The 23,455-nt window shown below is 60.5% G+C and carries 21 protein-coding genes, 2 tRNA genes and 1 riboswitch; of the genes, 10 read left to right on the forward strand and 13 right to left on the reverse strand.

All coding sequences use genetic code 11. The features are described from left to right. Positions 1-6 precede the first annotated feature (6 nt). The 3 genes from ACP_RS09960 (at position 7) to ACP_RS09970 (ending at position 2,919) form a co-directional block, all read left to right on the forward strand. Complete coding sequence (locus ACP_RS09960) at positions 7-624, forward strand: nucleotide exchange factor GrpE (protein ID WP_015897188.1); 618 nt, start codon at positions 7-9, stop codon at positions 622-624. Then, positions 621-1,772, forward strand: coding sequence for a molecular chaperone DnaJ (dnaJ, locus tag ACP_RS09965; protein WP_015897189.1), 1,152 nt, complete (start codon positions 621-623; stop codon positions 1,770-1,772). Before ACP_RS09960 ends, dnaJ begins: the two co-directional genes overlap by 4 nt. Before the next feature lie 151 nt (positions 1,773-1,923). Beyond that, positions 1,924-2,919: a zinc-dependent alcohol dehydrogenase family protein gene (locus ACP_RS09970; RefSeq protein ID WP_015897191.1), complete on the forward strand. Its 996-nt coding sequence runs from the start codon at positions 1,924-1,926 to the stop codon at positions 2,917-2,919. 50 nt (positions 2,920-2,969) lie between these two features. Here the strand turns inward: ACP_RS09970 and ACP_RS09975 are convergent, their stop codons facing one another. From ACP_RS09975 to ACP_RS09990, 4 genes are all read right to left on the reverse strand, one after another. Next, positions 2,970-3,728: a molybdopterin-dependent oxidoreductase gene (locus ACP_RS09975; RefSeq protein ID WP_015897192.1), complete on the reverse strand. Its 759-nt coding sequence runs from the start codon at positions 3,726-3,728 to the stop codon at positions 2,970-2,972. Further along, positions 3,725-4,498: a cytochrome b/b6 domain-containing protein gene (locus ACP_RS09980; protein ID WP_148215116.1), complete on the reverse strand. Its 774-nt coding sequence runs from the start codon at positions 4,496-4,498 to the stop codon at positions 3,725-3,727. Before ACP_RS09980 ends, ACP_RS09975 begins: the two co-directional genes overlap by 4 nt. Before the next feature lie 126 nt (positions 4,499-4,624). Then, entirely contained in the window at positions 4,625-4,843 is a 219-nt protein-coding gene (locus ACP_RS09985; protein ID WP_015897194.1) for a twin-arginine translocase TatA/TatE family subunit, read from the reverse strand. 147 nt (positions 4,844-4,990) lie between these two features. Then, the gene (locus ACP_RS09990; RefSeq protein WP_015897195.1) at positions 4,991-5,425 is read right to left on the reverse strand and encodes a hypothetical protein; all 435 of its coding nucleotides are present in this window, start codon (positions 5,423-5,425) and stop codon (positions 4,991-4,993) included. A 176-nt stretch (positions 5,426-5,601) separates the two neighbouring features. Here ACP_RS09990 and ACP_RS09995 point away from each other — a divergent pair, with 176 nt between their 5' ends. The 6 genes from ACP_RS09995 (at position 5,602) to ACP_RS10020 (ending at position 11,396) form a co-directional block, all read left to right on the forward strand. Beyond that, complete coding sequence (locus ACP_RS09995) at positions 5,602-6,375, forward strand: hypothetical protein (protein ID WP_148215117.1); 774 nt, start codon at positions 5,602-5,604, stop codon at positions 6,373-6,375. Between the two features lie 190 nt (positions 6,376-6,565). Continuing rightward, positions 6,566-7,702, forward strand: coding sequence for a glycine cleavage system aminomethyltransferase GcvT (gcvT, locus tag ACP_RS10000; protein ID WP_015897197.1), 1,137 nt, complete (start codon positions 6,566-6,568; stop codon positions 7,700-7,702). Positions 7,703-7,753: 51 nt separating this feature from the next. Beyond that, positions 7,754-8,143 carry a glycine cleavage system protein GcvH gene (gcvH, locus tag ACP_RS10005; RefSeq protein WP_015897198.1) on the forward strand — a complete coding sequence of 130 codons (390 nt, stop codon included), beginning with the start codon at positions 7,754-7,756 and terminating at the stop codon, positions 8,141-8,143. Between the two features lie 29 nt (positions 8,144-8,172). Further along, positions 8,173-9,531, forward strand: a complete 1,359-nt coding sequence (gcvPA, locus tag ACP_RS10010; RefSeq protein ID WP_015897199.1) for an aminomethyl-transferring glycine dehydrogenase subunit GcvPA — start codon at positions 8,173-8,175, stop codon at positions 9,529-9,531. Positions 9,532-9,545: 14 nt separating this feature from the next. Beyond that, a complete protein-coding gene (gene gcvPB, locus ACP_RS10015) occupies positions 9,546-11,105 on the forward strand; it encodes an aminomethyl-transferring glycine dehydrogenase subunit GcvPB (RefSeq protein ID WP_041839475.1) in 1,560 nt (519 codons plus the stop codon). Between the two features lie 6 nt (positions 11,106-11,111). Further along, a complete protein-coding gene (locus tag ACP_RS10020; RefSeq protein ID WP_015897201.1) occupies positions 11,112-11,396 on the forward strand; it encodes a hypothetical protein in 285 nt (94 codons plus the stop codon). On the opposite strand, the gene ACP_RS10025 is transcribed toward ACP_RS10020, so the two are convergent. The 4 genes from ACP_RS10025 to ACP_RS10040 form a co-directional block, all read right to left on the reverse strand. Further along, complete coding sequence (locus tag ACP_RS10025) at positions 11,397-12,371, reverse strand: DUF3419 family protein (protein ID WP_148215118.1); 975 nt, start codon at positions 12,369-12,371, stop codon at positions 11,397-11,399. Next, complete coding sequence (locus ACP_RS10030) at positions 12,372-12,758, reverse strand: DoxX-like family protein (RefSeq protein WP_015897203.1); 387 nt, start codon at positions 12,756-12,758, stop codon at positions 12,372-12,374. It abuts the gene before it with no gap. Next, entirely contained in the window at positions 12,758-13,375 is a 618-nt protein-coding gene (locus ACP_RS10035) for a hypothetical protein (RefSeq protein ID WP_041839476.1), read from the reverse strand. Before ACP_RS10035 ends, ACP_RS10030 begins: the two co-directional genes overlap by 1 nt. A gap of 183 nt (positions 13,376-13,558) precedes the next feature. After that, positions 13,559-13,635: transfer RNA gene (locus tag ACP_RS10040), tRNA-Arg, on the reverse strand. 267 nt (positions 13,636-13,902) lie between these two features. On the opposite strand from ACP_RS10040, the gene ACP_RS10045 reads away from it, so the two are divergent. Then, positions 13,903-13,979 (forward strand) — tRNA-Pro (locus ACP_RS10045). Between the two features lie 98 nt (positions 13,980-14,077). On the opposite strand, the gene ACP_RS10050 is transcribed toward ACP_RS10045, so the two are convergent. From ACP_RS10050 to ACP_RS10070, 5 genes are all read right to left on the reverse strand, one after another. After that, a complete protein-coding gene (locus ACP_RS10050) occupies positions 14,078-15,700 on the reverse strand; it encodes a glycosyltransferase family 39 protein (protein WP_083770576.1) in 1,623 nt (540 codons plus the stop codon). 359 nt (positions 15,701-16,059) lie between these two features. Continuing rightward, a complete protein-coding gene (locus ACP_RS10055; protein ID WP_238525527.1) occupies positions 16,060-18,366 on the reverse strand; it encodes a glycoside hydrolase family 3 protein in 2,307 nt (768 codons plus the stop codon). Between the two features lie 230 nt (positions 18,367-18,596). Further along, a complete protein-coding gene (locus ACP_RS10060) occupies positions 18,597-19,451 on the reverse strand; it encodes a hypothetical protein (RefSeq protein ID WP_015897208.1) in 855 nt (284 codons plus the stop codon). Between the two features lie 168 nt (positions 19,452-19,619). Next, positions 19,620-20,642: a ribonucleotide-diphosphate reductase subunit beta gene (locus ACP_RS10065; RefSeq protein WP_015897209.1), complete on the reverse strand. Its 1,023-nt coding sequence runs from the start codon at positions 20,640-20,642 to the stop codon at positions 19,620-19,622. Positions 20,643-20,654: 12 nt separating this feature from the next. Beyond that, positions 20,655-23,033, reverse strand: coding sequence for a ribonucleoside-diphosphate reductase subunit alpha (locus tag ACP_RS10070; protein ID WP_015897210.1), 2,379 nt, complete (start codon positions 23,031-23,033; stop codon positions 20,655-20,657). A 102-nt stretch (positions 23,034-23,135) separates the two neighbouring features. Further along, a riboswitch (cobalamin riboswitch) is annotated at positions 23,136-23,330 on the reverse strand. Positions 23,331-23,455: the final 125 nt, after the last annotated feature.

The following is a 23,455-nucleotide window of genomic DNA, read 5'->3' on the forward strand; positions in this document are numbered from 1 at the left end:
ACGACTATGAGCCGTAAATTGCACGAAGAAGAACTGACTCCGGAAGGCATGGACGCCGCACAGAACGCAGATCCAGCCGGCGATCCGGTAAGCGAGAACGAAGGCGCGCTACCTGCCGCCGAGCCACAGGCACAGATTTTGCAGGAAGAGGTCGAGCGCCTGCGCGCTGAGCGCGATGCGGCGCTGGCCGACCGCGAGGCCTTTCAGGATCGCCTGGCGCGCCTGCAGGCGGAGTTTGACAATGCCCGCAAGCGCGAGGCCAAGGAACGCAGCGAGTTCCGCGACTACTCCGTGGCGAGCACGGCAGAGGCATTTTTGCCGGTGCTGGACAACTTTCAACTGGCGCTGGCCTCGACCGGCACGGCCGAGCAGTTGCGCATGGGCGTCGAGCTGATTGTGAAGCAGATGGATGAGGCGCTGCGTTCGCTTTCAATTATCCCCATCGAGACGGTGGGCGCGCAGTTTGATCCGCGCGTGCATGAAGCGCTCGAAATGGTGGAGCGCGAGGACGTGCCCGATCATCAGGTAATTGAGGAAGTTCGCCGCGGCTACCGCATCCGGGAGCGCCTGATGCGCCCGGCGTTGGTGCGCATCGCGAGCAACTCCAAACAGACACAGGCATGAGCAGAACGGCAAACGTGACCAAACTCGACTATTACGAAGTCCTCGGCGTAGAACGGACCGCGAACGATCAGGAGCTGAAGACGGCTTATCGCAAGCTGGCGCTGCAGTATCATCCTGACCGAAACCCGGGCAATCCTGAGGCGGAAGAGCAATTCAAGGCCTGCAGCGAGGCTTACCAGGTGCTCAGCGATCCCCAAAAGCGAGCGGCCTATGACCGCTTTGGCCATGCCGGGGTGAATGGCGGCGGCCCGGCGGCGGGCGGCTTTGACGGCTCGCCTTTTGGCGGCTTTGAGGACCTGGGCGACATTTTTGGCGACCTGTTTGGCTTCAATGTCGGCGGGCGCGGCAGCCGGGGCGGCAACTCGCGCGTGCAAAAGGGCCGCGATGTGCGCTGCGACCTCACGCTGGCCTTTGAAGAGGCGGTGTTCGGCAAGGAGACGCACGTCACCATTCATCGCCGCGAGGCGTGCGGAGACTGCAACGGCACGGGCGCGGCGGCCGGGCGCGGACCCGTCACCTGCGGCCAGTGCCAGGGACGCGGCCAGGTGCGCTATCAGCAGGGCTTCTTCTCGATTGCGCGCACGTGCAGCGCCTGCGGCGGTTCCGGACAGGTGATCAGCGACCCGTGCCCTACCTGCCGGGGCGATGGGCGCGTGGACAAGCAGCGCAACATCGCTGTGCATGTGCCGGCGGGCGTGGAAGACGGCACGCGCATTCGCTACCAGGGTGAAGGCGATGTGGGCCGCTTTGGCGGTCCGGCGGGCGACCTGTACGTGGTGCTGTCAGTGCAGCCGCACAAGTTTTTTGAGCGCGACGGCAATGACCTGCACTGTGCGATTCCCATCTCGTTTCCTCAAGCCTCGCTGGGCACCGAGCTGACGCTGCCCTCGCTCGACGGCGAGGTACGGCTGAAGATTCCCGAGGGCACGCAAAGCGGCAAGGAGTTTCGCGTGCGCGGCAAGGGCGTGCCGCACCTCAACGAGCATGGACGGGGCGACCTGATTGTGCAGATTGTTGTGCAGACGCCGACCAAGCTCAGCAAGGTGCAGAAGGAACTGATGCGCCAGTTGAGCGACTCGCTCACGGTGGAGAACACGCCGACCTCGCGCAGCAGCCTGTTTGAGAAGGTGAAAGAGATCTTCTCGTAGCGATTCGATTTACGACATCCGCGCCCGGCCTTTGAAGAAAGGGGCCGGGCGCATTGTTTTATGGGAGTGAATTTCGCTGCCTGCCGCGCTTTCCTCCGCACCTTCGACGGGGTGGCTCACATCCAAAAAAGGCAGAAGGAGTACATGCATCATGCCGAAGATTGTTCGCTTTCATGCATTGGGAGGCCCGGAAAACCTGCGCATCGAAGAAGCCGCGACGCAGCAGCCGGGCGAAGGAGAAGTTCGTTTGCGCGTGCAGGCCGTGGGCCTGAATCGCGCCGAGTCGATGTACTATCACGGCTACTATCTGGAGCAGCCGGCGCTGCCCTCGCGGATCGGCTACGAAGTTTCGGGCATCGTCGAGGCAGTGGGTACCGGTGTCGATGCCGAGTGGGTGGGCCAGCGTGTTTCCACCGTACCGGGCTTTTCGCAGAACCGCTACGGCTCGCTTGGCGAAGAAGCCATTGTGCCCGCTTACAGCGTGCAGCGCTACCCGGAGAAGCTATCTCCGGTGGAAGGTGCGGCCATCTGGATGCAGTACCTGACCGCCTACGGCGCGCTGGTGCCGCTGGGCAAAATTGGCAAGGGCGACTTCGTGCTCATCACTGCAGCATCGAGCAGCGTGGGCCTGGCGGCGATTCAGATCGTTAAGGCAGAAGGTGCGGTTGCCATTGCCACCACCCGCACCTCGGCCAAGAAAGCGGAACTGCTCGCGCTCGGCGCGGACCATGTGATCGCCACGGAAGAAGAAGATTTGCCCGCGCGCGTGCACGAAATTACAGGCGGCAAGGGAGCTCGGGTGATCTTTGATCCCGTCGCCGGGCCCTATGTGGAGAAGCTGGCCGAAGCCGCTGCCGACCATGGAATCATCATCGAGTATGGCGCGCTGTCGATGGGGCCCACACCGTTTCCGCTCATTCCGGCGCTGCACAAGGGCTTGACAGTGCGCGGTTACACGCTGCATGAGTTCACGCTTGACCCGGCAAAGCTGGGCGAGGCGGTGCGCTATGTTAACGAGCGGCTGAACGACGGACGCCTTACGTTGAAGATCGCGAAGGTCTTTCCGTTTGAAAAGACGGTCGAGGCTTATCAGTACCTGGAATCGAACCAGCAGATCGGCAAGATCGTGATTCAGGTGAGCGAATAGCTCAAGCTCGGGCAAACCGGGGCGCGGTCACGTCCGGGCCCCGGTCTGAATCAGATACCGGCAAACCAGGCATAGCCGCCATCGGCCGCGCCTGATCCCTTACCGTAGCCCTTAAGGCTGCTGACCACGGTAATCTGCGAGAGAAATTCGACGCTTTTGTAGCCGATCTGACGCGGCAGGCGCAGGCGCAAGGGAGCACCGGTGAGCGGGGTCATGTCACTGCCATTGATGCCATAAGCAATCAGGGTCTGCGGATGCATCGCCTCGTACATGTCGATGCTGTCCCAGTCCCACTGCCCCTGAAAGGAACGGTAGACGACGTAGCGTGCTTCGGGTTTGACACCCACAGCCTTCAGTAGATGCGAGAGCGGTGCGCCGGTCCATTCTCCGATGTAAGACCATCCCTCCTCGCAGGAGAGCATGGTGACTTGGGAGCGCGCAGGCAGAGCGCGAATGTCTGACACGGAGAAAGAGGCAGGTTCGGCGACCAGGCCATCCACCTTGAGACGCCAATCGCGAAAGCCATTCCTCTCCATCTGGAAATACTCCGGAGTGAGGGCGGGAGCGATCTCATTGCGAAACGGTGGCCGCGTAATCTGGCTGGGCGAAAATTCACGGGCCAGGGCATTGCGCTCAAAGAGCCGCTGCGTGGCGTAGCTGAGCGTCTCTCCCGGACCATAGAGCGTGCCGGCATCGGGCGGAATCAACCCAAACCTGTCCGCCAACTTGCCGGCGAGGGCCAGACCTCCGACTCCCGCAGTGGCGGCCACGCCCGCGGTAAGAAATTTGCGGCGATTCATCCGGCTCATGCTGCCTCCTGATTGCTTTTGCCGCCGCTGACCCGGCCCGTGATCATGGCGCAGGTGCGGCGCAGGAATCCGGCGCGGGCCACCATCAGCAGATGGAAAAATACGAAGAGCGTGAGCGCGATGGAATCAAAGAAGTGCAACGTGCGCGCCGATTGCTGGCCGCCCAGCAGCTCCACTGCCCAGGGAAAGGCCGCGTCAAAGCTCAGCGACATCGCAAGGCCGGTCCAGACCACGAGCGGCACCAGCCCGAAGATGACCGCGAGATAGGCGATGCGCTGCAGGGGATTGTAAGAGTGCGCCTCGGCCTCGGCGGGCTTGCGAAAACCGAGGTGGACGCGCAGAGCGGCCCGCCAGCCACTGCGGTTCTCTGCAGGCCATAGGTTTCCGCGGAAGTGGCCGCTCCACAAACCCCAGGCCACATAGATCAATCCTGTGAAGACGAGCAGCCATGCGGCTTCAAAGTGCAGATAGCGGCTCCAGCCGTTCTGATCGGGAAGCACGAAATGGTAGCGGGTGGGCACCATGTCCCGGGAAGAAGGCACGGGCAACTGGAAGAGCGGCTTGCTCCAGTCATCGCCCGTCTCGCCCCAGTAGAAACGCGGATGTGAGAGGAGAATTTCAACACCGGAGAGCAATAGCGCAAAGAAGCACAGGGCCGTGGCCCAATGCGTCACCCGCACCAGCAGGGCATGCCGCTCTGGGGCGTGCGCCGCTTCGCCTGCGGATTGCGGGGCTCTCAGAGCGCTGGCGGTGATGGCTGAGTCTCCCATAGCTGAGGATGGTAGCACTCAGAAATTGCCGAGGACAGGGAGAAATCGTGTTGGGAGAATTGCCGGAGGCAAAGCAAAAAGCCGCGCACAGGGGTGCGCGGCTTTGTTGTGGAATCCTGCAGGCGCCTAGGCCTTGGTCTGCGTTTGTGTGGTGGTCACCGCATCGGTCTTGGCGGCGGCGTTCTCCTGCTTGGCGGCATCGGGCTGGCCCTTGATGCCATCCTTGAAGCCGCGAAGACCTTCGCCCAGGCCCTTACCGAGTTCGGGCAGTTTGCGCGGGCCAAAGATCAGCAGCGCGATCACGAGGACGATGATCAGGTGAGTCGGTGTAAAGAGATTGTCCATTATTGAGAATGCCTCCCGCGCTCTGTGTTGCCCCGGGCGCGATGGGTGTAACCCTGCGAATATTGTCTCACACGGCCGGACGGCAACAGGGCGTATTGGTTATACGCGGTTTTGATGGCAGCCGGATTCCTGCACGGCCTTGCCGGCTCAGTTTGCCTTGGCGCGAGCCTGAAGCGCGGCGGAAACCTTGGCGTAGAAGCTGGCCAGATCTTCGGCGGGGCCCATCGTGAGGCGTCGCTGCACCTTGAGCAGGGGGTAGAGCTGGGAGCCGCTGACCTCAATGACCGGCATGGACAGGTCACTGCCCGGATACACCGCCATCACCCAGTTGCCGGGATGATTGTGCCGGAAGACCTCGCCGAAATAGCCGCCCCAGAGCCTGGTGGCCCATTCGAGGTCGCTGCCGGTGCCGGGCTTTTCGGCCGCCAGAACGGTGTCGAGCCGCGCGACCGACTCGGGCGAAAAGTCGAGCATCATGCCGTGCGACTCGGCCGCCTGCCGCACTGCCTCCTGGGCAAAGGCGCCCATCATCTCGTCCAGGGACCCGAACTGTTGTTGTTGAAGCCTGTCTTTGGCGCTCATTTCCTTTAAGATTATCGTGAATCGCCCCTTTGGCTCGAAAGAATGGCTGCCGGTCCTTTCACGGGACAGCAGACGAGAGGGGCATGTATCTTGAAATTGGATTCGCAGTTCGGCAACGCCGCCGGCCCTGTGGGCTTCTGGCTGGGTCGTGGTGCAGTCCCGGAGGTCTCACCGTTTTGAAATCCTTGCGCACGATGCTTTTCGCGCTGCTTCCCGGAGCTGTTCTGGGCACGGCCAGCCTGCTGACGCCCGCCGCCTTTGCGGCTGCACCCGCGGCACCCGCTCCGCAATATGTGCCCCCCACCGTAGCGGTGACCAACCCGCTCGCCGACGTGAAGTACAACAACAAGTGGGAGATCTATGGCGGCATGGCCTACTCACACTTTGATGCCGGCCCGCAGTTGATTCAGGGCGCGAGCCTCGGCGGCGTGGATGCGCAGGTGGCCCGCTTCTTCAATAAGCGCTGGGCGGCCGTGGCCAACTATCGCGGCTACTTTGGCACCAGCGGCGTGCAGCCGAATGTGTACAACATTCGCGGGCCGTTTGTGGCCGAGCACATGTTCGTTTTTGGGCCGGAGTACCGCGCCATCTATAACCAGCACCTCTCGCTGAACTTTCACGCCTACGCAGGCGGAGCCTATGGCGACTTTCAGCGTGCAACGGCTCCGCTGACCAACCCAGAGGTGCAGAGCCAGCTCGGCCTTTACACCAATCAGTTCAGCATTGCCAGCGTGATCGGCGGCTCGCTGGACCTGAACCGCTCGGCGCGCTGGGCCTTCCGCATTGAGCCGGATGCGACGCTGACCCGCTTCAACAATCCGGGCGGCCCGACGGGCATTCAGCAGCAGTTTGCGCTCTCGGTGGGCGTGGTCTACCGTATTGTTCCGCACCCGAAGGGCTACAAGAAGCCGGTGCACCCGCACCATCACCGCCGCTTCGGCGTCTTTTAAGCTGCTCGCCAATACAGAGAAACCAGCACCCGGCCTGATGCGCCGGGTGTTTCTTTTGCGTGCCGTAAGCGCCATGCACGGCTGCTCGTGAAGGGCTTGCGGAGCGCTGATAATTTCCTCACATTGACCCCCATTCCGGCTGGATTTACCGTAAAAGGTTCACACTTCTTCTTTTCAGGGTCATCTTCCAGTGTCTACTTCCGCACCTGCCGCTCTTCGCAAGACCGCCCTCAATGCCGTACACCGCCGCCTCGGCGCCAAAATGGTCGACTTTGGCGGATGGGATATGCCGGTCGAATACTCCGGCCTGATTGCCGAGCACATGGCTGTGCGCACAGGCGTGGGCCTGTTTGACGTGAGCCACATGGGCGACATTCAACTGCGCGGCCCGGGCTCGCTCGATGCCGTGCAGCATATCTGCATGAATGACGCCTCAAAGCTCGCCGTGGGCCAGGCGCATTATTCGGCCATGCTCTACCCGCAAGGCACCTTCGTGGATGACGTGATCGTGCACAAGTTCAGTGATAACGACTACCTGATCGTCATCAATGCCGGCACGCGAGAGAAAGACTACGAGTGGATTCGCTCGCACGCGCAGCCCTTTCACTGCCACGTGAGCAACTACAGCGACCTGTATACGCAGCTCGCCATTCAAGGGCCGCGTGCCGCTGAAACGCTGGCCAAACTGACCAGCGTGGACCTGGCGGCCATCAAGAACTACCGCTTCACCTGGGGCACGGTCTGCAACCTGCACAATACGCTGATTGCCCGCACCGGCTACACCGGCGAAGACGGCTTTGAGATTTATATTCCCTCAGACGAAGCGACCAGCGAGCGCGTGTGGAACGAAGTGCTCGAAGCCGGCAAGGAATTTGGCATTGTGCCCTGCGGCCTGGGCGCGCGCAACACGCTGCGGCTGGAGTCGGCCATGGCGCTGTATGGGCATGAGATTTCGCAGGATATCGACGTTTTTGAGGCGGGTCTTGACCGCTACTGCAAACTGGACAAGGGCACCTTTGTAGGCTCTGAGGCGCTCAAGCAGGTGGTGGCGCAGGGCGGCCCGAAGCGCAAGCTGGTGGGCCTGGAGATGATTGACCGCGGCATTGCCCGCGACGGATACCGCGTGCTCAATGACACACAGCAGGCAGTGGGCTATGTAACCAGCGGATCGCCTGCCCCGTTTCTCAAAAAGAACATTGCCCTGGCCTACGTTCCCACGGAGCTGGCCACACTCGACCGCGAAGTTTTCGTTGAGATTCGCAACAATCCGGTGAAAGCACGCATCGTCCCCACACCTTTTTACCGCCGGCCCAAAAAGCAGGCGTAACGTCATCGGCAGCAGCGTTGCATCGACTCTAGAATTGGAGAAAGACCGGATATGGCATATCCCGCGAATTACCGTTACACCCGCGAGCATGAGTGGATTGAGATCGACGGCAAAACAGGCACCGTCGGCATCACCGATTACGCGCAGAACTCGCTCGGCGACATCGTGTTTGTGGAGTCGCCCAAGGTTGGCGACAAGATTGAAAAGGGCAAGGTATTTGGCAGCGTGGAGTCAGTGAAGGCTGTCTCGGATCTTTACGCGCCTGTCTCCGGCACCGTAACGGCCGTGAATGAAGAGCTGGCCAACGCGCCCGAGAAGATCAACACCGATGCGCACACCGCATGGATCATGAAGATTGAGCTGAGCGACGCCGCCGAGGCCGAGAGCCTGCTCGACGCCACCGCTTACGAAGCATTTGTGAAGGAAGAGACGGGCCACTAAGCCCGTCTTTTGCCAACAGAAGGATCAGAATGCGTTATCTGCCCAAATCTCCGGCCGATCGCGAGGCAATGCTGCGCGAAATCGGCGCTGCCTCGATCGACGAACTCTTCGCCATCATTCCGGAAGAGTTTCGCCTCACGCGCGACCTCGCGATTCCCCGCCAGATGGGCGAATCAGAGATTGTCGACCACTTTCAGGCCGCCGCGGCCCGCAACGCCAATGGCTATGCCAGCTTTCTGGGCGCCGGCGCTTACCGGCACTACCGCCCGGTACTGATTGACACGATTGTGCAGCGCGGCGAGTTCCTCACCTCGTACACGCCCTATCAGGCGGAGATCACACAGGGCACGCTGCAGGCCATCTTTGAGTTTCAGACGATGATCTGCGAGCTGACCGGCATGGACATTGCCAATGCGTCGATGTATGACGGCTCGACCGGAGCGGCGGAAGCTGTGATGATGGCGATTCGCGTCACCGGACGCGACAAGGTACTGGTGTCCCGCTCGGTGCATCCGGAGTATCGCGAGGTGATGCACACCTACGCGCAGCACCAGGGCCATGACGCGGCGGAAGTCGAGTACATTCGTGAAGGCGCGCAGGCGGGCCGCGTGGATCTGGCCGCGCTGGAAGCTGCCGTGACCGAAGAGACCGCGTGCGTGCTGGTGCAGTCGCCCAACTTCTTTGGCGTGATTGAAGACATTCCGGCCATTGCTGAAATTGCTCACAAGAAGGGCGCGCTGCTGATCGTCTCCATTGCAGAGGCGCTCTCGCTTGGCGCGGTGCGGCCTCCGGTCGAGGCTGACATTGTTTCGCTCGAAGCGCAGTCGTTTGGCGTGGCGCTCAGCTATGGCGGCCCCTATTGCGGCGTGCTGGCCGCAAAGGAAAAATACCTGCGCCAGATGCCCGGCCGGCTGGTGGGAGAGACCAAAGACTCCCAGGGACGCCGCGGCTTTGTGCTGACGCTTTCAACGCGCGAGCAGCATATTCGCCGCGAGAAGGCGACCTCAAATATCTGCACCAACCAGGCACTGGTGGCGCTGATGGCGACCGTCTACATGACGATCTACGGCAAGCAGGGTATCAAGGATCTGGCCCTGCAGAATCTGGCCAAGGCGGATTATGCCGCGAAGACTCTGGGCCAATCGGGCAAGCTGCTCTTTGCGGGGTCGCCGCGCTTTCACGAGTTTGTGCTTGAAACCAGCGAGACGCCGGCACAGGTGAACGAGCGGCTGCTCGAAGAGAAGATCATCGGCGGACTGCCGCTCGGCAAGTGGTATCCCGAACTCGGCCATGCGGCGCTGTGGTGCGCCACCGAGGTGACCACACGCGAGCAGATTGACCGCGCCGCACAGGTATTGGCCCACGCACCGGCGCTGGCTGCCCGGTAAAGAAGGGATTTGCAATGTCTACTGTTACAGAAGAGAAGTTCACCGGCACGCCGCGCAAGGTGACGCCGCACATCACGCAGAACGAGCCCCTGAGCTTTGAGAAATCATCGCCGGGCAAGAAGGCCTATCGCCTCGCCCCGCTGGACGTGCCCGAGGTAGACGCGAAAGCCTTGCTGGGCGATGCCGCACGCGAAGACACCGGCACGCTGCCGGAGCTGAGCGAAATTGAGATCATCCGCCACTTCACGCGGCTCTCCACCTGGAATTACGCCATCGATCTTGGCATGTATCCGCTGGGTAGCTGCACCATGAAGTACAATCCGCGCGTGAACGAGTTTGTGTCACGGCTCGCGGGTATCGCGGAGGCGCATCCTTACCAGCCCGAGGCTCTTTCACAGGGCGCGCTGGAGGTCATGCAACTCTTGCAGGACTGCCTCATCGAGATCACCGGCATGGATGCGATCACGCTGCAGCCGGCGGCGGGCGCGCATGGCGAGTTCACCGGAATCCTGCTGATTCGCGCGTATCACGAGTCGAAGGGCAACGCGCGCAAGCACGTGATTGTGCCTGACTCGGCGCACGGCACCAACCCGGCCACCGCGGCGGTTTGCGGCTACGAGGTTATCAACCTCAAATCGAACCCTGATGGCGGCATTGATGTGGCCGCGCTCGAAGCCATTGTGAATGAGGAGACGGCAGCGCTGATGCTGACCAACCCCTCGACCATTGGCGTTTTTGAAAATCAGATTCACAAGATTGCCGACATTCTGCATGCCAAGGGCGCGCTGCTCTATATGGACGGCGCGAATATGAATGCGCTGGTGGGCAAGACCCGCCCCGGCGACTTTGGCGCGGATGTGATGCACCTGAACCTGCACAAGACCTTCTCAACGCCGCATGGCGGAGGCGGTCCTGGTTCCGGGCCGGTGGCCTGCAAGAAAATTCTTGAGCCGTTTTTGCCCACGCCCGTGGTCGAGCGCGGCACGGATGGATTGTTGCACCTGAACTATGACCGTCCGCAGAGCGTGGGCCGCGTGCGCATGTTCTATGGCAACTTCGGCATGTTTGTGCGCGCGCTCGCCTACATTCTGGCCAATGGGCCGGACGGTCTGCGCCAGACCACCGAAGATGCGGTGCTCAATGCGAACTACATTCGCGCCAAGCTCGAAGATTTGTATGAGCTGCCGTACAAGACACCGTCCATGCATGAGGTGGTCTTCAGCGACAAGCGCCAGACGAAGAATGGCGTGAAGACGGGCGACCTTGCCAAGCGGCTCATCGATTACGGATTTCATCCGTACACGACATCGTTTCCGCTGATCGTGCCGGGGGCGTTGATGATTGAGCCGACGGAGAGCGAATCCCGCGAAGAGCTGGACCTCTTCATCGACGCCATGCGCCAGATCGCGCGCGAGGCAGAGGAGAATCCTGAGCTGATCACGAGCGCTCCGCACTCGACGCGCATCTCGCGGCTGGATGAAACCACCGCGGCCCGCAAGCCGGTGCTGCGCTGGAAGGGTCCTGCCGCGGGTACGCCGCTCACGCCGGACAACTCTCCGGCGAAGGAGTGGTAGCTTCTGATGTCGATTTTTCATGAGCGGCGCGACGAGCTGGAGAAGCATGAATTCATGATGGGCACGGCGCGCGGCCGTCTGGCGGTCGCGCTCGATACCCTCACGGATGCACTGATCCTCGTCGGGCAGCACGGCGTGTATTGCATCTCGAATCGCAACCCTTCGAAGCCCGCGCTCGATCTGCAGACCGTGACCAGCGAAATCAATGGGGCGAAGGAACTGATTCAATCCGTGATGGAAGAGCTGCGGCAGGCTCGCGAAAAAGAGCTTGGCGAGCAGTCATCGTCGTGACTATGCCAGCTCGCCGGTAAAGTCGCGCGCGGGTCGCACATCGACGATTCCCCACAGCATGGCGCGATCCTCTTCCGCAAGGTTTGTGTCGCTTATGCTGTGCGGTTCTGCAAAGCTGCGCCAGACCACCACGGCATGCTCGCTGGCGGCGTGGCGCACGGCGCAGGCCAAACGCGCACGGTATGCCGGGGTTGCCCCGTCCATGATGTTGGAGAGGCTCAGCCCGTCAAAGCTGCCAGCAGGGCACGACTCAAGATACGACGCCGCATCGCTATGCATAAACGTGATGCGGGTGGAGTGCTCGCAGGGTAGCCCCATCAGCTCGCCCAGCAGCAGCATGCGAGCGTAGGGGTTCCATGCGTTTTCGTGGCGTGCAAAGCCTCGCGCCAACCTGCGCCGCAGTACCTGGCCGAAATGCGGCGGCAGGACCTCAAGAAATTTCGCAGAATAGACGGCGCGAAGCACCGGATGGGAGAGCAGCACATCGCACCCGGTGCGAAAGAGCGGCGTGTCGAGTTGCTGCCGCCAGAAGAGCGTCTGCTCTTCAAGATTCTGCATGGCGAGAAATTTCTCCAGCCTGCGGGTTTGCCATCCGGCCAAGGGAGCTAATTGCCGGGCCATGCGAATGGTGCGCTCGGCATCACCAGGGCGCAGCCGCGCACCATGCACGCGAGCCTGCGCATACTGCAGCTGCACAGGATTCAGATCGCACGCCACCACCGGATGCCGGCCTGCCAGCCGCAAGGCTGTATCTCCGGCAGACGCAATGCAGAAGACGCGCTCTGCTGCTGCGAAAGCGGCGCACTCGATCTCAACATCTTCGTACATCTGACCGAAGAGCAAACGGAAGGGCGCAGTGCGCCATCCTCGCGGCGCCCCCTGAGGCGAAACTGGGGGCGCATGGAACGTACCCTGCTCCCAGGCTGTCATCGGCATCTCTGGAGTGGCTTTTGTCACCATCTTCGTCTCTCGCACTTATCTCCCGGACCATGCGCCGCCAATCCAGACCAGCAGCAGAAAAGCGACGTTCTTGATCACCATGCCCGCTGGGTCATGAATGAGATGCCGCGCCCAGAAAATTCCATTGGCGTTGAGCGCCAGCAGCAGCCCGGCCTGCGTCAGCGCGCAGGCTGCCGGAGCGTCACCGCTCAACACCCACAGTGCAAGCGACATTTCCACCAGCCCCAGCAGGCGCAATAGCAACACGGCCCGCTCGGCGGTGCAGCCGGGCAGCTCAATCATCATGGCAAATTGCGAGGGCATGCGCCCCAGCAGCTTGCACCAGAGGCCTTCGTAGGCCCACACGGCTGCGATGCTGACATGAATCAGCGCTAATGTGGGCATGGGCAACAAGGGCAGCATCAGGTGCGGCTCTCCTGCCGCTCGCAAGTGCGCTCATTTTGGGTTTGCATGCTGGCCAGAATGTGGCGGTGCAACTGCGTGAGAAAGTATTTCTCCAGCGGCCTCCAGAGCCACCGGGGATGCATGCGGGACTCGTAATGGGTCGCCAGCGTCACGCTGCAGCCCTCTAGCTGCGGCGCAAGCTCATAATAGCCATCGAGGGCACGTACGCCGTCTTCGATGCCCAGGTTCTGGTCAAGCACTCGAAAGCAGAGGGTGCGAGGCGGAGCCATGACGGTCACCTGCTTCATCAGCGAACCGCCCCGGTAGACGCACTGCACCAGCGCACCGGCTCCGTTCTTCTCGCCTCGCACCCCGAGCGGCTGTGGCAGCACAGCGCGCAATGGCCAGCGCAGGGGTGCCGGGGCTTCCTCATAAAACACGATGCGCCGCCATGCCTCCGGCTGCGAGACCGTGAAAAGGCTCTGGGTTTCGACCAGCTCTGTCGCCGTGCGCCCGGCAAAGACACGCGCCATGCGGTTGCGCCAACCAGTGCCCGGAACCGGTGTAGGCATCATTGGAGGCGGTGCTGCCGATGGCGAGGAAGCCTCTTCGCGCAGTGTCTCGTGCAGGGTCATGGCCGTTCCTGCCGGGGATGGCCTGCTTCCGGGTGATAAGAAGCGGGCCGATCTCAGGCGTAGGCTCAACTTGCCACGAGACGGTTCGCGGAGATGTGACACGGGTCACGGAAGCGGGTGCTGTGACACAAACTTCATTTGTGACGGTGAAAGACGAAAATATCAGAATGGGAGAAGAAGGAATGGTGCGCCCGGAGAGATTCGAACTCCCGACCTAATGCTCCGGAGGCATTCGCTCTATCCAGCTGAGCTACGGGCGCGCTCTTTCAGCATACTACGGGTCGCGGAAGCCGGTCAGCAGAAGCGGGCTCGGGGAAAGAGCAATCAGGCCGCAGCACTGTGGCGGGTTGCCGGGCCGGGAAAGTCGCTCGGGCAATACAGAGATGCCGACATGCCCCGCGTGAAGCGCTCTGAAGCGGCGGCGTACTCCGAAACCCGGGCCTTTCTGCTACACTCAAGAAAGCCTGTGGCATAAACGAGGGCCCAATACCAGGGTGGCCGTCGCACAGGTTCCTCACCAACAAAATCGGGGAGTGGCTCAGCCTGGTAGAGCACCTGGTTCGGGACCAGGGGGTCGGAGGTTCAAATCCTCTCTCCCCGACCATTCTTTTTCGCGGCAGTCAACTTCTTCTTGATGGTCAATTTATTTCAGAACCATTAGGACAGCATCCAGCGAGCGCGTAGATGCTGTCCTATGGCTGCTCAACCGCGTGTACCCGACGGATATGGCCGAGGCGTGGTCGTCGCCGGGGAATGACCGGCGTCCACGCCTCCGGTGGCCGGGCTTGTGGGCACTGACTTGTAAATCAATGCATTCCCTTTCTCGCTCACAAGCTGAATCAGATGCCTGCTGAGCAGATAATCGGCCTGCGTCGCATCGGAGCCTTTCATGTTGATGGCGAAGTTGACGGCGTAGAATTTGGGATTCTGCCTGAGAAATTTCGAAACCCCTTCTACCGGGAGGTCGGGATTGATTGCCTTCCAACGCTCGACCTGATGTTCGTTAGTGGGGTCTCCAAATCGAACGTTCGTGGGTAAAGTCAAATAGACGATGCGGTTACGCTGCGCAGCAGGAAGTTGCTCCATAAGCGCGAACCACGTGTCTCCATTGATGATCACAATTGGGCAGGTTCCGGGGATGCTTGCTACTGCGGGCTCATAGTTGAACCTGTTTTCGAGTCCGCGCATATAGCCGAGATCCAGCACCAGCGCCACAGCAAGGATGGCGGGAATCGTGCGCCGAAAGAAACGGTTGATCCGAATGGATCCGCAGACGATAGCTACTGCACCAATGATGGTTGCAATGCAGTAGCGCGCGTTGAAGGTTTTGGTGACCACCACGCTGAAGGCAAACACGATCAGGGGAAAGAGCATGATCCCCGTCCCAATCGCCCAGAATCCTACCTGGTCTTTTTGAAGGTCCGGCTCTTCTACCGCATGCTCGCGTCCCAAAAGGCGCCCCACTCCGATCAGAACTAGCGCAAAGATGACAATCACCGTGTAAGGAATGCCGTCCATGAATATTCTTTTTGTTGACTGAAGCAAACTTGCGATCGTTGGATGCGCATAGTAGCTGGGACTTCCTGAGTCATTGGCAACAAAATGGCTCATGGTCGAAATCAAGGGGAGCCATGCAAAGATGGATGCCCCCGCGAAAAAGAGTGCGATCCAGACTCCGGGCCGGAAGGTGCGGCGTTTCAGTGAATAGAAGATCTCGATGCCTCCCAGACACGGCACCAGCAACACAGCATAGAAATGAAGCGATATACCAAGAGCTAAGAAAAGAACAATGGCGACATAGCGCCACCATGATTTCTTTTGTTCAAGGTCATTCCAGAAGACAAGGGCCACCGCAAAGCATGCGGTAACAAGATCGTACGGTCTGATATTGAGCACGTATGGAAGAAGCCCCTCGAGCAACAAGCAAAAGCCGAGCGCGCCTAGCGCAAGCCCAAAATACCGGCGGATAAGAATGAACGCGCAGAAGCCTGTGACGAAAACGCTTGTGATCTCTGGAATACGCAACACACGGTAGCCGCCGCCCAACCCCTTCGCCAGAAAATGCAACAACAGAGGAAAGACGGGCGGAGCAAATTCTGAGCCGTGCGCGATGGCCGAGTAGACCGCTTTTGCCGAAGGCTGGCGGCTAGCCCACACCGAGAGAACCTCGTCCATCCACAGCACGGTATGTCCTGCAAAGTACAGACTGCAAGCCAGATAACCGATCGCGAAGATCGCCAGCGAACTATATATGAGCAGATTTTCCGATCTTTTTGAACTCATGCCGTTCAATTCGCGTTTTTCCATTTTGCCAGTCAATCTCATGCTCCTCTTCTCCGGCCAATCCTTGCTGGAGGGCAGCTACAGCGGCCCACCCCATAGCTCAGTCGACCACTTACATCAAGATGGGCCGCAGCATGAATGGTGCCAACCAAGTCTCTGGATATTTATAACAACGATTCATTTCTGAAGACGCAATCCGGCGGCCAAAGCACATGGAAATCTCCCGAAGCTGCCTCGCGCTGCTACCGCATGTGATCTACATAGGCGCAGACGCGATGGATTGCGCCGTCGCCTCGTCAGAATATGGGACACCGGGGCAGGAGTTTAGCCGTACTAACAGGCGATGCCGCTTCTCGTTTGAGAGAAGCGGCATCGGGGTGGAGTGTTGAGGATGAACCGGCTCAGTGCAGGTCCACCGTGGCATGCAAGGGCGTCGCCGCGGACGAAGGTCCGGCGTAGACACGGTAGGTGCCGGGCAGCAGTTTCCAGCCAGACTTCTGCACGTCGTAGACCTTGAGCATCTGCTCAGGAATCGTGACGCTGACGGTCTTGGACTGTCCGGGTTCGAGGCTCACGCGGTCCCAACCCACCAGGCGGCGATAGTGCTCGCCGGCTGCTGCGGGCAGCGATGCGTAGACCTGGGCAATTTCGGTGCCCGCGCGGTCGCCCGTGTTCTTCACGGTGAAGGTGGCGACCGGCTGGCTGCCGCTGTTCTCCAGCTTGAGCCCCGAGTAGGCATAGGTGGTGTAGGAAAGGCCAAAGCCAAAGGGGAACAGCACCGGCTTGTGCTCGGCCTGATACCACTTGTAGCCCACCTTCGCGCCCTCAAAGTAGTTCACCGAGTAGGTGGAGGCAACGTCTGTCTTGCCATTTACCGCGCCCGTACCCTGCCCCTTGTCTCGGGCCGGCAACGGAGCAATGACCGGACGGGGAAGCTCCTGCTCATTGAGCGGGAAGGTAATCGCCAGCTTCGCCGAGGGGTTCACGTTGCCCACCAGCACGGCTGCCAGAGCCCGCTGACCGCTGCTGCCGGCGTACCAGGCATCCACTACGCCCTGTACCTTGCTGATCCACGGCATGGTGACGGCGCTTCCATTTTCGAGCACCACAATGGTGTGGGGATTGGCCGCCGCCACGCGCTCGATGAGCTCATTCTGATTGCCCGGCAGCGAGAGGTTCGGCAGGTCCATGCCCTCGGACTCCCACTGGTGAGCAAAGACAATCGCCACATCGGCGCTGCTGGCCAGTTTCGCCGCCGAAGCCAGATCGGTGCCAGGATCATAGTTGATCTGCGTGCCCGGCATGGCCTTGCGCAGAGCCTTCAGGGGCGAGGTCGGGAACCAGATATGCGCCTGCCAGTAGGTGAAGCGGCGTCCTGGAGGAGCAATGGCGTTGCCGCCCGGAGGGTCAACCTGCGCGGAACCGCCGCCGGAGAGCATGGCGATATCGGCGTGACCGCCGATGAGCGCAATCTTATGTACATGCGCGCTGTTCAGCGGCAGAATGTGGTTGTCATTCTTGAGCAGAACGATGCTCTTCTCTTCCACCTTCTGCGCGACGTGGAAGCCCTTCATAACGTTCACGACGCTCTTTTGAATCGGATGATCGACGACGCCGGAGACAAACTCGGCATAGAGCACGCGGCGCGCGCTGTCATTGATCTCAGCCATGGAAACCTGGCCATCTTCGACTGCCTGCTTGAGCTTGGCGCCGAAGTAGGTATCCATGGGCTCTTCGTTGTCGAGACCGGCCTTGATGGCCTTGACCGTGCTGTGCGTGCCACCCCAATCTGACAACACAAAGCCCTTGAAGTCCCATGCATCCTTGAGGGTGTCGCGCAGCAGATATTTGTTTTCGCAGGCAAAGTCGCCATTGACGCGGTTGTATGAGCACATAACCGCGCCGGGGTGCGCAATACCAATGGCGATATGGAAGGCGAGCAGATCGCTTTCCTGCATGCCCTTCTTCGAGATGATCGCGTTGACGATGTTGCGGCCCGTCTCCTGATCGTTCATGGCATAGTGCTTGATGTCGCCAATCACGTGCTGGGCCTGTTCGCACTTCATCAGGTGGCCGACCATGGTGCCAGCCAGCAGCGGATCTTCGCCTGCATACTCAAAGTCGCGTCCGTCGCGCGGATCGCGCGTCAGATCGACGCCGCCGCCGAGCGTCATATCATAGCCCTGCGCGCGCAGCTCGCTGCCGATCACGCCGCCATACTGGCAGGCCAGTTGAGGGTCCCAGCTCGCGGCCAGACCGAGATCAGAAGGCAGCGCCGTCGAGTAACGGCCATTCGCGCCGCTGCCCCGCACGCCATACGCCGCGTCTGACATCACGATGGGAGGAATGCCGAGCCGCGGCACGCCCGGCACATACCCGGCGCCACCGTTGGCAAAGCGCGTGAGCGGCATCTGCCAGTTGGGCACACCGGCCATACCGTTGCCGTGCAGCAGCGCCAGCTTTTCATCGAGCGTCATCTGCTTGAGCGCCAGATCGGCGCGCTGGCTGGCCGAGAGCGATGGATTCATCCAGGGACCCGTCGGCTTTGGCGACGGAGCCTGGCCAAGGGCGCTGGAAATCATCAGCGGCAACGCCACCGTGACAGCCAGGGCCTGCCATAAACTTTTTTTAAGAGCGAGCATACGGTTCTGCATCTTCCCCTCAAGTGAGTTCGGGTCCACGCAGAAGTCTGCTGCGGCTTGCGACATGAGAAGCAAACAACATCTTCTTACCGGGTGGTCCCGTGATCTTGGTTGCGATTCCGGCCGTGGCAGGAACCGCCAGTCAATCGATTAACTATTAAAGCGAATCGAGCGAGCAAAAGCTATTAAGAATTATTCACAGAGTTGGCTGGGGCGCCTGCTTTCGACTAAAAACCCATCCTACTCTGTGCCCGGATAGAGCCCTCGGACCACGAGACAACAACGTGCGGGAGCGCTCATTGCCAGACCGAGCCGTCTTTGCGAATGCGGGCGTCCATGTAAATCATCATCAAGCCGATCCCGTAAATGGGTACGCTCAACAGGGTCAGGACAAATCCAGTGACCAGTTCATATACCCTGGCCGCAAGCGGCAGATGCCCGGGCAGATGCGGAAAAGCTTCAAGTACCGGCACTGAAGCAGCAAAGCGAAACACCATGCTCAGCACATAGACCAGCAGCACGAGCAGGAATATCTTGAGCCGAAGCCCTTCAGAGAGGCGAACACTGCGCCGCATGGAAGCCGCAATCCCCTGCTTCTCGACCACGCAGACCGTCATGCACAGGGCATAGCGGCACAACAGCCAGATACAGGCTGGAATGGCAATCAGATACTCCAGAAGCAGCCATGGCCACGAGACCGCGCCGGGCATGGCCCAGGCCTGCCACGCCGCAAAGGCCACGAGCAGCGCCAGAAGCGGCCACGTCATTCCCAACGCCGCCACGGCACTCAGACGCAGATAACAAAATGCGCGGGGCCATACCTGCAGGTATGAGGTTGCCATTCCGATGTGCTTGCCCCGCAGCAGCGCGGCCGTTGCAAAGGTCATTGCAGCCAAGGGAAGCGCATACGCCAGCAGCGCCACGTATACATCCAATAGCGAGCAGGCTCCCTGCCAAACGGCGGCTGGTCCCGGAGCGGAAAACTCAGCGGACCATCGATGGGTGCCGAACTCCCGCCATGCGGCCTCTGCCGTACACACGACGGCCGCGACCACCGCACAAGAAGCGAATAAACGAAACTGCGCCCGATATATCTGAAAGGTGCGCTCCAGCACCTCCCCGGCCGTCAGTGGGTGCCATTCCTGTTCCATTCCATTCACTCACAGCAAACTAAATGCGCCTCAGCGTAACACATGCGAAGGCGCGGCGTGGATGACGGAGAACTGCATAAGCCGGGTAAAAGCAGCGAGGCTCGTGCCGCCAGGTTACCAACAGCACGAGCCTCTGGATGGTGTTTTGAAGGCTGCCCGAAAATCTTCTTAGAAATCTTCGTGAAAGGCGACTTCTCCCGCCACAGCGGTCTGATAGGCCGAGACGCGGCGCTCAAAGAAGTTGGTTAGCTCCTGCACATCTTGCAGTTCCATGAAGGAGAAAGGATTCTTCACGCCAAAGGCCGGCGCAATGCCCAGCCGTTGCAGGCGCGAGTCCGCCACATAGCCGAGATACTGGCGCATGTCACGGACGGAAAGCCCAGCGACTCCACCACTCAGCAGATCCTCAGCAAATTGCGTCTCGGCATCGACGGCCTCATGCAGCATCTCGACAATGTCGGCCTCCAGTTGCGCGTCCCACAGGTCGGGTTCCTGGCTGCGGACCACGTTCACGACTTCAAAGGCAAACTCCAGATGGCAGCTTTCGTCGCGAAATACCCAGTTGGTGCCCGACGCCAGCCCATGCAGCAGACCCTTGGAGCGCAGAAAGTAGACATAAGCGAACGCCGCAAAGAAGAAGAGCCCTTCAATGCAGGCCGCGAAGCAGATCAGGTTGAGCAGGAACTGCCTGCGGTGCTCGCGCGTCTTCAACTCGTCGAGTTGCTGAATCGAGTCCATCCATTTCATGCAGAAGTCAGCCTTCTTTGAAATGGAAGGAATATTTTCGACCGCCGCAAAGGCTGCCGCGCGCGCTTCCGGGTCAGGCACATAGTTGTCGAGCAGCGTGAGATAAAACTGCACGTGCACGGCCTCTTCATACAACTGCCGCGACAGGTAAAGCCGGGCCTCAGGCGAATTGATGTGCTTATAGAGATTCAGCACCAGATTGTTCGAAACAATCGAGTCGCCCGTGGCAAAAAATGCCACCAGCCGCTGAATCAGGTGCACTTCGGCCGGGCTCAACCGCTGCTTCAGGTCCACCAGATCGGTCTGAAAATCCACTTCCTCGACCGTCCAGGTGTTCTTGATGCCATCGCGGAACATGTCGTAGAACACCGGATACCGCATTGGCCGCAGTGTCAGGCAGAGGCCCGGATCGAGAATCGCTTCTGGCGCTTGTACAGAGGACATCACCAACTCCTTTTACTGGCAGGCTTCGCAGGAGCCTGGATTTTCAAGAGAACACGCTACGGCGGCTGTGGCATTCTTGGCGCTGGCCACCGTCGTCTTCGCAATGCGGGTCGCCGGACGTGAACGCAGATAGTAGGTCGTCTTCAGGCCGCTCTTCCACGCATACATATACATCGAGCTGAGGCGGCCGATATTCGGCGACTCGGCAAAGAGATTCAGCGACTGGCTCTGGTCAATGAAGGGGCTGCGTTCGCGGGCCAGATCGATGATGGCGCGCATCGGCAGCTCCCAGACGGTGCGGTAAATCTGCTTCAGGTCGTCGGGAATTCCATCGATGGCCTGCACCGAACCCTCGCCCAGCTTCAGGCGCATGCGCAGTTCCTCGTTCCACAGGCCGCGCTCCTTCAGGTCTGTAACCAGATAGCGGTTGACCTGCAGGAACTCGCCCGAGAGGGTCTCGCGCTTGAAGAGGTTCGACACCTGCGGCTCCGTGCACTCGTAGCAGCCCACGATGGAGGCAATCGTCGCTGTCGGCGCAATGGCGATCAGCAGCGAGTTGCGCACGCCATGCTGCTGGATGCGCGCGCGCAGCGTGTTCCAGCGCGCTTCATCCGCCGGCTTCACACCCCACAGATCAAACTGCAGTTGTCCGGCCGCCAGACGCGTTTCCGCAAAGGCAGGATGTGCACCCTGCTTCTCGGCCAGTTCGCAGGAGGCCGCGAGCGCGTGATAGTAGATCTCCTCCTGAATGTGCGTGGAAAGCTGCTGTGCTTCAGGCGAATCAAATGGCATCCGCAACTGGAAGAACACGTCCTGCAGGCCCATCAACCCAAGGCCCACGGGCCGCCAGCGTGAATTTGCGCTCGCTGCCTGATGCACGGGGTAGTAGTTGATGTCGATGACGCGATCGAGCATCGGCACGGCCACGCGCACCGTCTCGGCCAGCTTCTCAAAGTCAAAAGCGCCATTGGCCACGTGCCGCGCCAGGTTGATGGAGCCGAGGTTGCACACCGCCGTCTCGTCGCGTGAGGTCACTTCAGTGATCTCGGTACAGAGGTTGGAGAGATGCACCACATTGCCCGGTTTGCCGGTCTGGTTGCACTTCAGGTTGCAGGCGTCCTTGAAGGTCATCCAGCCGTTGCCCGTCTCGGCCAGGCTGCGCATCATGCGCGCATACAGGTCGCGCGCCTTGATCTGGCGGGCGTAGAGCTGCTCGGCCTCGGCCTTTTCATAGGCCGCGTCAAACTCCACGCCATACAGATCGGGCAACTGTGGCACCACCTTGGGATCAAACAGCGACCACATGCCGTCTTCTTCCACACGCCGCATGAAAAGGTCGGGAATCCAGTTCGCGAGATTCAGATTGTAGGTGCGGCGCGAAAGATCCCCCGTGTTCTCGCGCAGTTCGAGAAACTGCTCCACGTCGGCGTGCCACGGCTCCAGATAGACGCAGCATGCACCCTTGCGCTTGCCGCCCTGGTTGACTGCGGCCACGGAACTGTCGAGCGTGCGCAGCCACGGCACAATGCCATTCGACAAGCCGTTGGTGGCACGAATCAGCGACCCCTCGGAGCGCACGCGGTGAAAGGCCAGCCCGATGCCACCGGAGAACTTCGACAGCAGCGCCACGTCTTTGTAAGTGTCGTAGATCGATTCGAGCGAGTCAGACGGCGAATCATGCAGATAGCAGGACGACATCTGCGGATGCTTGGTGCCGGAGTTGAACAGCGTCGGCGAACTCGGCATATAGTCATGCGAGGCGATCAACCGGTAGAACTCGATGGCCTCATGCGGCGTGCCCGCGAGCCCGCAGGCCACACGCAAAAAGAAGTACTGCGGCGTCTCAATCACCTTGCGCGAGAGCGGGTCGCGCAGCAGATACCGGTCATAGACCGTGCGCAGGCCAAAGAACTCAAAGCGGTCAGAGAGCTGCTCATCAATCGCGTAATTCAGCTTGCGAGCATGGGTACGCACAAACTCAGCCGTCGCCGCATTCACCACGCCTTCCTGATGCGCATATTCAATAGACTGCGAGAACGAGTGCAGGTTCTGCCCGGCGACCTCTTTCAAAATCGTGCCCAGCAGCAGCCGTGCCGCGAGCTTGGAGTACTGCGGCTCCTCGGCGATCAGTGAGGCCGCCGTATCAATCGAGATGGCATCCAATTCGCGCGTCGTGGCTCCGTCATAGAGGCCGCCAATCGTCTTGCTGGCCACGCGAATGGCGTCCACCTGCGACAGCCCGGCGCTGCATCGCTGCACGGCACGCACAATCTTGTTCACGTCCACGGGCTCAAGCTCGCCGTTGCGCTTGCGAACGTGCATTACCGGAATTTCTTCCTTGGCCGGGAAACCGGGCAGAGTGCCCGATACGCTGGGGTGGGTGGTCGCCATTACTGCTCTCCTTCATCTCCACACGACAAAAGAAGGAAGAGACAGCGCATGCCCGTGCTGCAGGCACATGACACCACTGCCACATCCTCTCCCCTCGGAGATTCCGCGAATGTCTTCGTGGCAGGTCTTCGGACTCGCAGGCTGCCTATTTGCTCCCGCTTCCCAGCCCATGCCCGGGCCAGTGCTTACCCTTGGAGCTTTCGTTCCTGCTTACCGCTGCGGGGCAGTTCCGGAATTGCACCGGATTCCCTTTTCAGCCGGATTTCTCGATCCGGCACCGCGAAGTAAAACCACCGTATCAGGCACATCTGGGTGAGTCAAACGCTAAATATTGTGGTGCTTGTGCAAATGTGGAAGCCCCTGTGTGAATCGCGTCCATGTGCTTTCAGTGGCGCAGTTTGCGCAAAATGTGTCGCGCGGCC

Origin of the sequence: Acidobacterium capsulatum ATCC 51196 (assembly GCF_000022565.1) — a bacterium.
Taxonomy (GTDB): Bacteria; Acidobacteriota; Terriglobia; order Terriglobales; family Acidobacteriaceae; genus Acidobacterium; species Acidobacterium capsulatum.

Bases quoted from the DNA above. Each gene is read 5' to 3' on its own strand.
- ACP_RS10035 (WP_041839476.1), bottom strand. From the start codon at position 13,375: ATGACCCTGCACGAGACACTGCGCGAAGAGGCTTCCTCGCCATCGGCA.
- ACP_RS10020 (WP_015897201.1), top strand. From the start codon at position 11,112: ATGTCGATTTTTCATGAGCGGCGCGACGAGCTGGAGAAGCATGAATTC.
- gcvPB (WP_041839475.1), top strand. From the start codon at position 9,546: ATGTCTACTGTTACAGAAGAGAAGTTCACCGGCACGCCGCGCAAGGTG.
- ACP_RS09960 (WP_015897188.1), top strand. From the start codon at position 7: ATGAGCCGTAAATTGCACGAAGAAGAACTGACTCCGGAAGGCATGGAC.
- ACP_RS10060 (WP_015897208.1), bottom strand. From the start codon at position 19,451: ATGGAACAGGAATGGCACCCACTGACGGCCGGGGAGGTGCTGGAGCGC.
- ACP_RS10030 (WP_015897203.1), bottom strand. From the start codon at position 12,758: ATGCTGCCCTTGTTGCCCATGCCCACATTAGCGCTGATTCATGTCAGC.
- ACP_RS10055 (WP_238525527.1), bottom strand. From the start codon at position 18,366: ATGTCGCAAGCCGCAGCAGACTTCTGCGTGGACCCGAACTCACTTGAG.
- ACP_RS09985 (WP_015897194.1), bottom strand. From the start codon at position 4,843: ATGGACAATCTCTTTACACCGACTCACCTGATCATCGTCCTCGTGATC.
- gcvPA (WP_015897199.1), top strand. From the start codon at position 8,173: ATGCGTTATCTGCCCAAATCTCCGGCCGATCGCGAGGCAATGCTGCGC.
- ACP_RS09990 (WP_015897195.1), bottom strand. From the start codon at position 5,425: ATGAGCGCCAAAGACAGGCTTCAACAACAACAGTTCGGGTCCCTGGAC.
- ACP_RS09970 (WP_015897191.1), top strand. From the start codon at position 1,924: ATGCCGAAGATTGTTCGCTTTCATGCATTGGGAGGCCCGGAAAACCTG.
- ACP_RS10070 (WP_015897210.1), bottom strand. From the start codon at position 23,033: ATGGCGACCACCCACCCCAGCGTATCGGGCACTCTGCCCGGTTTCCCG.
- ACP_RS10050 (WP_083770576.1), bottom strand. From the start codon at position 15,700: ATGAGATTGACTGGCAAAATGGAAAAACGCGAATTGAACGGCATGAGT.
- gcvH (WP_015897198.1), top strand. From the start codon at position 7,754: ATGGCATATCCCGCGAATTACCGTTACACCCGCGAGCATGAGTGGATT.
- dnaJ (WP_015897189.1), top strand. From the start codon at position 621: ATGAGCAGAACGGCAAACGTGACCAAACTCGACTATTACGAAGTCCTC.
- ACP_RS09975 (WP_015897192.1), bottom strand. From the start codon at position 3,728: ATGAGCCGGATGAATCGCCGCAAATTTCTTACCGCGGGCGTGGCCGCC.
- ACP_RS09980 (WP_148215116.1), bottom strand. From the start codon at position 4,498: ATGGGAGACTCAGCCATCACCGCCAGCGCTCTGAGAGCCCCGCAATCC.
- ACP_RS10065 (WP_015897209.1), bottom strand. From the start codon at position 20,642: ATGTCCTCTGTACAAGCGCCAGAAGCGATTCTCGATCCGGGCCTCTGC.